The following is an 11,234-nucleotide window of genomic DNA, read 5'->3' as shown; positions in this document are numbered from 1 at the left end:
CAGGTAACGAACAGCCGTGTCGGCTGAACGGTTCACTGAGTCAATTGAAAAGTGTGCTTGTTCGCTGGCCCTGTTCGCGGCCCCGTTGAGAAGCGGGGTGACTGATAGGGTTTCGGTGGTTATAGCGTAGGGGAAACGCCCGGTTACATTTCGAACCCGGAAGCTAAGCCTTATTGCGCCGATGGTACTGCAGGGGGGACCCTGTGGGAGAGTAGGACGCCGCCGAACAATTTGTGGAGGACCTTGTGTCCCAGCGTTCACGCTGGGACACAAGGTCCTTTTGCGTTTTCAACCGGCCCGTTGCACACGCAGCGGCGTAACAATGAATGTAGTACCGATAAGACGGCTGCGGTGCCGAAGACAGGAGCCATGAGAATGTCCACCAACTCTCCCGACGAGCGACCGGAGCGCGACGAGCGTCGCCGGGACGGTGGTGACCGCAGCGGTTACCGCAACAGTCAGCGACGCGACGACCGTGGTGGCCCTGCCCGCCGCGACGACCGCGGGGATCGCGACCGAGACCGCGGTTACGGGGGCCACCGCCAAGGCGAACGCCGCGACGACCGCCGGGACTTCGGCCGTAGTGATCGAAATGATCGCAGTGATCGAAATGATGGCAGGGGACACGGCGGATTTCGGCGCGACGACCATCGCGGTGGCGGGTACCGAGGACGCGACGACCGTAGCGGCGAGCACGACCGTGGCGGACGGCCGTCCTTCCGCCGCGACGATCGCCCCGCGGACGGCCCCCGCCACGGCGGCTGGCGCGGCGATGACCGTGGTCGTGACTTCCGCAGGGACGGGGACCGGCCAAGCTACCGGCGTGATGACCGTGGTGGATTCCGTGGCGATGACCGGGGTCGTGGTGAGCGAGAGGGTTTCCGGCGCACCGATCGCCGGGACGACCGGCGTGATGACCGTGGTGGATACCGTGGCGATGACCGCGGGCGTGACGTCCGCAGGGACGGGGACCGGCCAAGCTACCGGCGTGATGACCGTGGTGGATTCCGTGGCGATGACCGGGGTCGTGGTGAGCGAGAGGGTTTCCGGCGCACCGACCGCCGGGACGACCGACGCGATGACCGGGGTGGATACCGTGGCGACGACCGCGGTGTTCGACGTGATGACCGCGGTGGGTACCGCGGGGACGACCGTGGCGGATACCGCCGGGACGCCCGTGACGGCGGTCGACGTGATGACCGTGACGGCGGTCGACGTGATGACCGCGGCGGTGTGCGCCGGGAGGGGCCCCGCAGCGGGTTCCGCCACGATGACCGACGTGACGAGCGACGTGACGAGTGGCGGCGCAGCGAGCGTGGCGGTTTCCACCGCGACGACGCTCGTGGCGACCGCGGCGGCGACTACCGAGGCCGCGACGAGCGCACCCGCAGCCCTCGCCACGACGAGCGGCGTGAGGACAGCCGGCGGCGCCCCGGAGGTTTCCGCGGCCGGGACGACCGGCGCGGTGGTGACCCCCGGAGCCGCGGTGACCGGCACGGCGGCGAGCGGCGAGGCGGCGGCCGATACCGCGATGACCGCGATCGTGGCCGGGACAGGGACAGGGACACCAGGGACCGGGAGCCCATCAAGAGGCTGCCGATCCCCGAGGACGTGACCGGTGAGGAACTCGACTCCGGAGTACGGCAGGAACTACAGAGCCTTCCCAAGACCCTGGCCGAGGACGTCGCCAAGAACCTGGTGATGGTGGCACGGCTCATCGACGAGGACCCGGAGGGGGCATACGCCTACTCCAAGATCGCGCTGAGGCTCGCGTCGAGGGTGGCGGCGGTACGCGAGGCCGCAGGCTTCGCCGCGTACGCGCACCAGGTCTACGGCGAAGCGCTCGCCGAGTTCCGGGCGGCCCGCAGGATGACCGGGAACGTGGAGCTGTGGCCCGTCATGGCCGACTGCGAACGCGGCCTTGGCCGGCCGGAGAAGGCACTCGACATGGCCGGTGCGCCCGAGGTGGGCAAACTGGACAAGGCCGGGCAGGTGGAAATGCGGCTCGTGGCCGCAGGCGCGCGACGCGACCTGGGCCAACTCGACGCAGCCATCGTCACCCTGCAGAGCCCGGAGCTTGCGTCGAACGCGGTCCAGCCATGGACGGCCCGCCTCCGCTACGCGTACGCCGACGCGCTACTGGCCGCGGAGCGCAGCGGAGAGGCGCGTGAATGGTTCGCCAAGGCCGTCGAGTCCGACCGGGACGGCAGCACCGACGCCTCTGACCGGCTCGCTGAACTCGACGGGATCGAGTTCATGGACGCGCTCGACGAGGACGTCGACAGCCTGGACGAGTACACCCAACTCGACGACAGCGGCGACAGCGACGACAGCGCGACGGCAAGCGCGCCCGTGGGAGTCACGGAAGCTCCCACCGACACCGATGAGGACGGCGAAGCCAAGACTGAGGCCGTCGCCGATGCCGACCCCGACGCGGAAACGGCGTCCGGAGCTGCCGACACCCCGGCAGCGCCCGACAGTCCCGAAGCGCCCGGCGCGCACGGCGCCCGGGAACAGAGCTCCTAGGAGCCCGTTCCACGTCGGTCTCAAGGCCGGTTCCCGGGACAGGCAGATGTTCTCTTGAGGGGCCATCTCAGAGGCCCGTCCCGGGAAGTCGCTTACTCGGCTTCTACTCGTCTTCCTCGGAGAGGCTGCGCAGCACGAGCCCGGTGGCCGGTTTGGGGCCGAACGACGTCGACTTGCGGGGCATCATCAAGCCCTGCCGGGCCAGTGCCCGTACGACGTCCTCACGGACCGGGTGCATGAGGACGGCCGTGCCACCGTCGCGTTCCGCTTTGGCGACGGTGGCTGCGGTGTCGTGGATGTAGCCGATGTGTTCCGGGGTGTCCGGGATCCGCCAGATGCCGTCGAGCAGGACGGTGTGCAGCACCGTCGCGTCCAGCGTGCGCAGGTCCTCGGGCACGTCCGGCGGGATCATCTGGTCCACCAGGCCTGGAGAGGGGTGGTCGACGAGGTGGAAGGCGCCGTCGCCGGCCAGGAGGAAGGCGTTGCCGGCCGCACGTGCCTCGCTGAGGGCTTGGAGGGCGTGGTCGAGTGGGCCGTCCACCGTTCGGACCCGGAAGTGGGCCTTGGCGGCTGCGAGGGCGTCTGGGACGGGCAGCCGGTGCAGTAGGCGGTGGATGGCGCGCACACGCAGGGGGTAACGGGCCGTGTCCACCAGGAGGACGAGTCCCAAGTCCCAGGGGCTGGGCGAGGAGTGCTCGGTCCGCAGCGCCAGATAGGTCGCCCAGCGGTGGTGGCCGTCCGCGATCAGCGCCTGGTGGCGGGCGAGGTCCGCACGGATGCCGGCGATCTCCCGCGGGTCCGTGACCGCCCACAGGCGGTGGTGGATGCCGTCCTCGGTGGTGGTGGCGAGTAGCGGCGCGCGCCGCACTGTGCGCTCGATGGCCGATGCGGCACTCTCCGCACCGGGAGCCTCATGGTCTGGGGCCGTGCCGGGAGGTCGGGGCGGTGCTGCCGCGCCGGCGGGCTCGCTCCGGTAGGTCAGCAGCAGCGGCTCCAGATTCGCGCTGGTGGCGCGCATGAGGTCGGCGCGGTCCGCGACGATCTCGGGCATCACGTCCTCATGGGGGAGGACGATCCCCTCGGCCGCCTCGGACAGGCGCAGTGCGCCGATGACGCCGCGTTGCAGGAAGTCCCCGGCCCGCTGCTCGTACACGTAGAGCGCGGGTTCCGGGTCCCTGGTGAGGACGCCGGTGGCGAGCCAGCTGCGCAGGGTGTCCGCGGCGTGCTGGGTGTGGGTCGTGGACGATGTGGCCTGGGGGAGGATCAGCCGGACGATGTTGTGGGGATCGGCCGACTCCAGATGGAGCAGGCCGTCGGGGCGCACGACGACGTCGTACGGCGGTGAAGTGACGGCGGCAAGGTTACCGACGCGTTCCGGTGCATAGCGGACGCCCCTGAACGGGATGAGGTCAAGCGCGTCGCCTGCCGGACCCTGGCCTGGATCTTCAGCGGGACCTGCAGAGTTCATTGGGGCATCGTATGTGCGTCCGGTGGTGTCGGCGGCATACGGAATCATCGGGGGTGCGCGTGGGTGCGGCGTGGGGCGGGGACCCGGGGCGCGCACGGCCGGGAAGTGTGGATCAACGAGATGCGAGGCGTGATGAGCCAGACCGTCAGGACGCGGCCCGAGGGCAGCGAGCGGCAGCTGAGCCAGGCCTATGACACGGCGCTGCTCGACTTGGACGGGGTGGTGTACGCCGGTGGTGCGGCGATCGAGCACGCCGTGCCGTCGCTTGCGGCCGCCCGCGGTGACGGCATGCGGCTTGCCTACGTGACCAACAACGCCCTGCGAACCCCGCAGACGGTGGCCGCACACCTCACGGAGCTGGGGGTGCCGGCCGAAGCATCGGAGATCATCACGTCGGCGCAGGCCGTGGCGCGGCTCATCAGCGATCAGGTGCCGTCGGGATCACGGGTGTTGGTGATCGGCGGGGAGGGGCTGCGGGCCGCGCTGCGCGAGCGCGGTCTGGTGCCGGTGGAGTTCGCGGACGAGGAGCCGGCGGCGGTCGTGCAGGGGTACGGGGGGCCCGATCTGGCCTGGGGCAGGTTCTGGGAGGCCTGCTACGCCATCGAGCGCGGTGTGCCGTGGTTCGCGTCCAACACGGACCTGACCATTCCGAGCGGCCGTGGCATCGTCCCGGGGAACGGTGCGGCGGTGGAGGTCGTCCGGATCGCCACCGGCGCCGAGCCGCAGGTGGCGGGCAAGCCGTTGCCGCCCATGCACCGCGAGACGATCCTGCGCACCGGCGCCGAGCGCCCTCTTGTCGTCGGTGATCGGCTGGACACCGACATCGAGGGCGCGTTCCAGGGCGGTGTGGACTCGTTTCTGGTGCTGACCGGGGTGACGGCCGCCGCACAGCTGGTGGCGGCGCCACCGCAGCACCGGCCCAGCTATGTCGACGCCGATCTGCGCGGACTGCTGACCGACCAGCCCGAGGTCGTGGCGGACCGCGGTGCGGGGAAGCAGGCGGTGTTCCGCTGCGGGGGCTGGGCTGCCGTGGCAGGGCAGGAGGAGCTGGAGCTGAGCGGGCAGGGCGCCGCCTTGGACGGCCTGCGGGCGCTGTGCGCGGCGGCTTGGACGGCGGCGGGGGACGGCAGCTGCGCCCTCGACAGCGGTAAGGCGGTGGCTCGGCTGGGGCTTTGAGGCCGATGAGCGGGTAGGGGCGGTTCGCCCGGAGGGATGGTTAGGTTAACCTAACTTCCGTGTTGATGGATCGTCCCCCAGAAAAGTCCGCGGCCGCCGCAGCCCCTCGCGGCCGTCGGGCGATGCGTGCTGCCGGGCTGGTCCTCTCCGTGGGAGTGCTGGCGTGCGTCATGGTGGCGAGCTTGGCGATCGGCGCCAAGCAGCTCTCCGTGGGGCAGGTGTGGCACGGCCTCTTCCAGGACTCCGGCAGCTACGGCGACGTGGTCGTGGCGGAGCGGCTGTGGCGTACGGTGCTGGGGCTGCTGGCCGGTGCGGCGCTCGGTCTTGCCGGTGCGGTCCTCCAGGCGCTCACCCGTAACCCGTTGGCCGATCCCGGCCTGCTCGGCATCAACGCGGGCGCTTCGGCGGCCGTCGTGACCGCGCTCACGTTCTTCGGTGTCGGCTCGCTGACCGGCTATGTCTGGTTCGCGTTCGCCGGGGCGGCGGGCGTCGGCGTGCTGGTGTACCTGCTCGGCGGCAGCCGCGGCGCCACACCGGTGCGGCTCGCGCTGGCCGGCACCGCGATCACCGCGGCGCTGTACGGCTATCTGGAAGCCGTGATGATCATGGACAATGCTGCGCTGGGCAAGATGCGGTTCTGGACGGTCGGCTCGCTGGCCTCGGCGAACGCCACCACCATCGGGCAGGTGCTGCCGTTCATCGCGGTGGGTACCGTGCTCGCCCTGGCCGTCGCCCGGCCGCTGAACGCCGTCGCCATGGGCGATGACACGGCACGCGCGCTGGGCGCCCATCTCACCCGCACCCGGGCGCTGTCGATGCTCGCCGCGACCCTGCTGTGCGGGGCGGCCACCGCGGCCTGCGGGCCCATCGCGTTCGTCGGGCTGATGGTGCCCCACGCCGTGCGCTCCTTCACGGGGCCCGACATGCGCTGGATCCTGCCGTACGCGGGCGTGCTGGCGCCCGTTCTGCTGCTCGGGTCCGACGTGGTCGGGCGGCTTCTGGCCCGGCCCGCTGAACTACAGGTCGGCGTCATCACCGCGGTCATCGGCGGCCCCGTCTTCATCTTGCTGGTACGCCGGCGGAGGGTGGTGCAGCTGTGAAGGCGCTCCGTGTCCGAGACGGGTGGACGTCCGTGCGGTTCGATGTGCGGGCCCTGGTCGTCGTCCTGCTGCTGGCCCTGGCCGCGCTCGCCATGAGCGTGCTGTTGATCGGCACCGGCGACTTCCCGATACCCGTCTCCGACGTGCTGCGCACCCTCGCCGGAAACGGCAACGCGGGACAGGAGTTCATCATTCACGAGCTTCGGCTGCCGCGCGTGCTGGTGGGGTTGCTGGTGGGTGCCGCACTCGGGCTCGGCGGGGCGCTCTTTCAAGCCATTTCGCGTAATCCGCTGGGCAGCCCCGACGTGCTCGGACTCGGGCAGGGTTCCACCGCGGGCGCGCTGATCATGATCGTGCTGTTCTCCGGCAGCGCCACCCAGGTCGCCCTCGGATCGCTCGTCGGCGGCCTGGTGACCGGGCTCGCCATCTACCTGCTCGCCTGGCGACGTGGAGTGCACGGGTACCGCCTCGTGCTCGTCGGCATCGGAGTCGCCGCCGTCGTCACCGCCGTCAACGGCTACCTGCTCACCAAAGCCGACCTCGTCGACGCCGCACGGGCGGTGGTCTGGATGACCGGCTCCCTCAACGGGCGCGACTGGACCCAGGTATGGCCCCTGCTCGCGCTGTGCGCCGTACTCGTACCGTTCGCGCTGCTGAACGCCCGTCCCCTGCGCATGCTCGACATGGGCGACGACGTGGCAGGCGCCCTCGGCGTCCGGGTCGAACGCACCCGGATGCTGCTGATGCTGACCGCCGTGCTGCTCACCGCCGCGGCCACCGCAGCGGCCGGCCCGGTCGGCTTCGTCGCCCTCACCGCGCCACAGCTGGCCCGACGACTCACCCGCGCGCCAGGGCCCAACCTGCTGCCCGCGCTGGTCATGGGAGCCGCCCTGCTGGTCACCGCCGACTGGGCCGCACAGCGGCTCTTCGGCGCCGACCAGTTGCCCGTCGGAGTGGTGACCGGCGTGCTCGGCGGTGGCTATCTGCTGTGGCTGCTGGTCACCGAACGCAGGGCGGGACGGATATGAACCGCCGCCGCACGCGAAACGGCGCCACGCATTCCGCCGACGTCCACTCCACCGACGTCCACTCCACCGACGTCCACTCCACCGACGTCCACTCCGCCGACGCCCACTTCACCGACGGCTCTCACCGACCACCCGCCCCCGCCTCCGCACCCGACAGCGACCACCGAGCAGTGCCAGGAGCGTGCCCGACATGAACCGGCTCATCGCCGACGGCGTAACCCTCGGTTACGACCAGCGCATCATCGCGGAGGACCTCTCGGTCGAGATACCGGACCACTCCTTCACCGTGATCGTGGGACCCAACGCGTGCGGCAAGTCCACCCTGCTCCGGGCCCTGTCGCGGATGCTGCGGCCGTCGCGCGGACAGGTACTGCTCGACGGGCGGGCCATCCGGTCGATGCCGGCGAAGCAGGTGGCCAGGACCCTCGGGCTGCTACCGCAGACGTCCATCGCGCCGGACGGGATCACGGTCGGCGAGCTGGTCGCCCGTGGCCGCTATCCCCACCAGGGGCTGCTGCGCCAGTGGTCGTCCGACGACGAACGCATCGTCAACGAGTCCATGGGGCAGACCGGCGTCGCGGAACTCGCCGACCGCTACGTCGACGAGCTCTCCGGCGGCCAGCGGCAACGCGTCTGGATCGCCATGGCGCTGGCACAGCAGACACCGCTGCTGCTGCTTGACGAACCCACCACCTTCCTCGACATCCAGCACCAGATCGACGTGCTCGACCTCTGCGCCGAGCTGCACGAGGAGCAGGGCAGGACCCTGGTGGCGGTGCTGCACGACCTCAACCACGCCGCCCGCTACGCCACCCACCTCATCGCGCTACGCGCCGGCCGGGTGATCGCCCAGGGCGCCCCCTGCGACGTCGTCACGGCCGACCTGGTGCGCGATGTCTTCGGCCTGGACTGCCAGGTCATCGACGACCCCGAGACCGGGACGCCGCTGGTCGTACCGGCCGCCCGCCGATCACGGGCCGCACGACACGCCGACGTGGCGGATTGAACGGAGCGTGCGGACGCCGCGCAGCAGGAGCAGGAGCAGAGGAGCAGGGGCGCGCCGAGATCAGGCGGCTGCCAGTCGGCTGAGGCCGATCAGAGCAGGCTCCTGAGCCTCAGGAGGTCGCGGATGCCCGCCTCCAGCCTGACCCGGCCCGTTGCCCACGCTCTCGGGAAGCCGAGTTCGCCGGCCACCATCGCCACCAGGTCGTCGCTCGCCATCGCCAGCCGGATCTGGGCCCGCTGCCGCGGCGGCCCGGGTGCGGAGTCGCCCACCTCGAGGGCGCCGTCGGTCAGGCGGCCGCTGAAGGTGGCGTCGAGGTCGGTGAGGTGGCAGCTGACGGAGCGGTCCGTCGCGGCCACCCGGCGTACCTCGGCATGGGCCGAAGCGAGATTCTCCGAGAGTCTGTCGAGCGCGGCGCGGCACTCCTCGATCGTCGCCATCGCGGTCGACGGTACCCCAGCCATACGCGGTAGCGTCATGGCATGAGCGACTCCACGGCAGGTCCGGAGCGTCCGGCGCCGGTCTTCGGGGGCCCGCGCCCCGCCGCCCCGACCCCCACGCCCCGACCCCCCGTACCCGGCCCGCCGGCGCCCCGCCCCGCCCCGCCGGCGCCCCGCCCCGCCCCGCCCGGCTTCCCCGAGCCGGGGCCGTCGACGCCGCGCCCGGAGCCGGCGACCGGGCCCATGCCCGGCTCGACCGGAACCGAGTCTCCGGAAGGGCCTGCACCCGGCGCACCCGCGGCGCGTGAAGGCGTTCGGGAGCCGTCGGCCACGGAGGAGCGGTGGGGGGCGGGAGCGGCTGAGGAGCCGGCGTCCGGGGAGACGGCCGCGGAGCAGCCGGCGGCGGAACCTGCGACGGAGAAACCGGTCGCGGAGTACGATCCGGCCGCCCCCGCGCCCCTCGGTCTCGAGCGCACCCCGACCGGCCACGCCGAGGTCGACGCCCAGTTGCAGCGGCTGGCCGATGCCGACCACCTCGCCACCGACGGACATGTGGAGGTGTACGAGGATGTGCACCGGGGGTTGCGCGATGCGCTGACCGCCCTCGACACACGCCCGGGGCCTCCGGCGCCTCCGCCGAGACACGGTGGATCGAACACGAGGAGCTGAACCGAACGTGGCAGGAGTGGCACGCCGCCGCCTCGACGCCGAACTGGTCAACCGCAAGCTGGCCCGCTCGCGTGAGCACGCCGGGCAGCTGATCGCCGCGGGGCGGGTCAGCGTCGGCGGAAGCATCGCCGTCAAGCCCGCCACCCAGGTGCCGACCAGCGCCCCCATCCTGGTGACCGAGGACACCGACGACCCCGGCTACGTCTCGCGCGGCGGCCATAAACTCGCCGGCGCCCTGGATGCCTTCGTACCCGAGGGGCTGCGGGTCGAGGGCCGGCGGGCCCTGGACGCCGGGGCGTCGACCGGTGGCTTCACCGATGTGCTGCTGCGCGCGGGCGCCGCGCAGGTCGTGGCGGTCGACGTCGGCTACGGCCAGCTCGCCTGGTCGTTGCAGAGCGACGAACGCGTCATCGTCAGGGACCGCACCAATGTCCGCGAGCTGACCTTGGACGATCTCGGTGGCGAGCCGGTCGACCTGGTGGTCGGGGATCTCTCCTTCATTCCGCTGGGTCTTGTGCTGCCCGCTCTGGTGCGGTGCGCGAAGCCGGACGCCGATCTGGTGATGATGGTCAAGCCGCAGTTCGAGGTGGGGCGGGAGCGTCTCGGCAAGGGCGGTGTGGTGCGCAGCCCGCAGCTGCGGGCCGAGGCCGTGCGCGGTGTCGCCGAGCGGGCCCGTGGCCTGGGTCTGGGCGCCTGCGGGGTCACCGCGAGCCCGCTGCCGGGACCCGCCGGAAACGTTGAGTATTTTCTGTGGCTGCATGCCGGGTCGCCCGACCTCGACCCGGCCGATGTGGATCGTGCAGTGGCGAAGGGGCCGCGTTGACTCAGAGCCGAGCTCGTACTGTTTTCCTCCTTGCACACACCGGTAGGCCCGCGGCGGTACGCAGCGCGGAGCTCGTCGTGCAGGGACTGCTGCGCTCCGGGCTGGGCGTGCGGGTCTTGCAGGCGGAAGCGCCCGACCTGCCGCTGCCGTCCGCCATCGAGCTGATCCCGGCCGCCACCCCGGCGTCGCTGGACGGCTGCGAGCTGCTGATCGTGCTCGGCGGCGACGGCACGCTGCTGCGCGGCGCCGAGTTCGCCCGGGCCTCCGGGGTGCCGATGCTCGGGGTGAACCTCGGTCGCGTCGGCTTTCTCGCCGAGGCCGAGCGGGACGACCTGGAAAAGGTCGTCGACCGGGTGGTGAGCCGGGCCTACGACGTCGAGGAGCGGATGACCCTCGATGTCGTTGTGCACAGCAACGGCGATGTGGTGCACCGGGACTGGGCGCTCAACGAGGCCGCGGTGCAGAAGGTGTCGCCGGAGCGGATGCTGGAGGTCGTCCTGGAGGTGGACGGCCGACCCGTCACCGGGTTCGGCTGCGACGGCATCGTCTGCGCCACCCCCACCGGGTCCACCGCGTACGCCTTCTCCGCCGGTGGGCCGGTGATCTGGCCGGAGGTGGAGGCGTTGCTGATGGTGCCGATCAGTGCGCATGCGCTGTTCGCGAAGCCGCTGGTGACCTCGCCGCGGTCGGTGCTCGCCGTCGAGGTGCAGCCGCACACCCCGCACGGGGTGCTCTGGTGCGACGGCCGGCGCACCGCGGGGCTGCCCGCCGGGGCGCGGGTCGAGGTGCGGCGGGGTGCCGTGCCGGTCCGCCTTGCGCGCCTGCACCATCCGTCCTTCACCGATCGGCTGGTCGCCAAGTTCGCGCTGCCGGTCTCCGGATGGCGTGGTGCACCCACCTGATCGCAGCGGGCCGCACCACGAGGCGCTTCACATGATCGACTCGCGCAAAACCGCAGCTCGGGCGGGGTCATACGGACCAGTGCCGGCTCCTGCCCGACC

General features: G+C 71.6%; 11 protein-coding genes and 1 rRNA gene. 9 read left to right on the top strand and 3 right to left on the bottom strand.

Annotated elements, in window-relative coordinates; genetic code table 11:
* Positions 1 to 111: 111 nt before the first annotated feature.
* A 5S ribosomal RNA gene (rrf, locus tag NQO67_RS41560) occupies positions 112 to 228 on the top strand.
* Between the two features lie 60 nt (positions 229 to 288).
* On the opposite strand, the gene NQO67_RS44485 is transcribed toward rrf, so the two are convergent.
* Entirely contained in the window at positions 289 to 1,497 is a 1,209-nt protein-coding gene (locus NQO67_RS44485) for a hypothetical protein (RefSeq protein ID WP_308295750.1), read from the bottom strand.
* A gap of 87 nt (positions 1,498 to 1,584) precedes the next feature.
* Between NQO67_RS44485 and NQO67_RS41550 the strand changes: the two genes are divergently transcribed.
* Positions 1,585 to 2,526 carry a hypothetical protein gene (locus tag NQO67_RS41550; protein ID WP_255955794.1) on the top strand — a complete coding sequence of 314 codons (942 nt, stop codon included), beginning with the start codon at positions 1,585 to 1,587 and terminating at the stop codon, positions 2,524 to 2,526.
* A gap of 103 nt (positions 2,527 to 2,629) precedes the next feature.
* Here NQO67_RS41550 and NQO67_RS41545 read toward each other — a convergent pair whose 3' ends face one another.
* Positions 2,630 to 3,994, bottom strand: a complete 1,365-nt coding sequence (locus tag NQO67_RS41545) for a DUF1015 family protein (RefSeq protein ID WP_255955790.1) — start codon at positions 3,992 to 3,994, stop codon at positions 2,630 to 2,632.
* A 132-nt stretch (positions 3,995 to 4,126) separates the two neighbouring features.
* Between NQO67_RS41545 and NQO67_RS41540 the strand changes: the two genes are divergently transcribed.
* The 4 genes from NQO67_RS41540 (at position 4,127) to NQO67_RS41525 (ending at position 8,304) form a co-directional block, all read left to right on the top strand.
* Positions 4,127 to 5,170: an HAD-IIA family hydrolase gene (locus tag NQO67_RS41540; RefSeq protein WP_255955789.1), complete on the top strand. Its 1,044-nt coding sequence runs from the start codon at positions 4,127 to 4,129 to the stop codon at positions 5,168 to 5,170.
* A 59-nt stretch (positions 5,171 to 5,229) separates the two neighbouring features.
* A complete protein-coding gene (locus tag NQO67_RS41535) occupies positions 5,230 to 6,270 on the top strand; it encodes a FecCD family ABC transporter permease (RefSeq protein WP_255955788.1) in 1,041 nt (346 codons plus the stop codon).
* Positions 6,267 to 7,298, top strand: coding sequence for a FecCD family ABC transporter permease (locus NQO67_RS41530; protein ID WP_255955787.1), 1,032 nt, complete (start codon positions 6,267 to 6,269; stop codon positions 7,296 to 7,298). Before NQO67_RS41535 ends, NQO67_RS41530 begins: the two co-directional genes overlap by 4 nt.
* Positions 7,299 to 7,488: 190 nt before the next feature.
* Positions 7,489 to 8,304 carry an ABC transporter ATP-binding protein gene (locus NQO67_RS41525; protein WP_255955786.1) on the top strand — a complete coding sequence of 272 codons (816 nt, stop codon included), beginning with the start codon at positions 7,489 to 7,491 and terminating at the stop codon, positions 8,302 to 8,304.
* Positions 8,305 to 8,393: 89 nt separating this feature from the next.
* On the opposite strand, the gene NQO67_RS41520 is transcribed toward NQO67_RS41525, so the two are convergent.
* Positions 8,394 to 8,741 carry an SCP2 sterol-binding domain-containing protein gene (locus tag NQO67_RS41520; protein WP_255955793.1) on the bottom strand — a complete coding sequence of 116 codons (348 nt, stop codon included), beginning with the start codon at positions 8,739 to 8,741 and terminating at the stop codon, positions 8,394 to 8,396.
* Between the two features lie 243 nt (positions 8,742 to 8,984).
* On the opposite strand from NQO67_RS41520, the gene NQO67_RS44725 reads away from it, so the two are divergent.
* Genes NQO67_RS44725 through NQO67_RS41505 form a run of 3 tightly spaced genes read left to right on the top strand, consistent with a single transcriptional unit; the run spans position 8,985 to position 11,135 of the window.
* Complete coding sequence (locus tag NQO67_RS44725) at positions 8,985 to 9,410, top strand: hypothetical protein (RefSeq protein ID WP_374119296.1); 426 nt, start codon at positions 8,985 to 8,987, stop codon at positions 9,408 to 9,410.
* A 7-nt stretch (positions 9,411 to 9,417) separates the two neighbouring features.
* Positions 9,418 to 10,233, top strand: coding sequence for a TlyA family RNA methyltransferase (locus NQO67_RS41510; RefSeq protein WP_255955785.1), 816 nt, complete (start codon positions 9,418 to 9,420; stop codon positions 10,231 to 10,233).
* Positions 10,230 to 11,135: an NAD kinase gene (locus NQO67_RS41505; RefSeq protein ID WP_255955784.1), complete on the top strand. Its 906-nt coding sequence runs from the start codon at positions 10,230 to 10,232 to the stop codon at positions 11,133 to 11,135. The genes NQO67_RS41510 and NQO67_RS41505 overlap by 4 nt, the downstream gene beginning before the upstream one ends.
* Positions 11,136 to 11,234 lie beyond the last annotated feature (99 nt).

This window comes from Streptomyces odontomachi, assembly GCF_024435355.1.
GTDB classification, from domain to species: Bacteria; Actinomycetota; Actinomycetes; order Streptomycetales; family Streptomycetaceae; genus Streptomyces; species Streptomyces odontomachi.
Note: the sequence above shows the minus strand (reverse complement) of the source record. Positions and strands in the feature narration are given on the sequence as shown.

Coding starts and splice junctions, on each gene's coding strand:
- NQO67_RS41545 (WP_255955790.1), bottom strand. CDS start 3,994: ATGAACTCTGCAGGTCCCGCTGAAGATCCAGGCCAGGGTCCGGCAGGC.
- NQO67_RS41540 (WP_255955789.1), top strand. CDS start 4,127: ATGAGCCAGACCGTCAGGACGCGGCCCGAGGGCAGCGAGCGGCAGCTG.
- NQO67_RS41525 (WP_255955786.1), top strand. CDS start 7,489: ATGAACCGGCTCATCGCCGACGGCGTAACCCTCGGTTACGACCAGCGC.
- NQO67_RS41520 (WP_255955793.1), bottom strand. CDS start 8,741: ATGGCGACGATCGAGGAGTGCCGCGCCGCGCTCGACAGACTCTCGGAG.
- NQO67_RS44725 (WP_374119296.1), top strand. CDS start 8,985: ATGCCCGGCTCGACCGGAACCGAGTCTCCGGAAGGGCCTGCACCCGGC.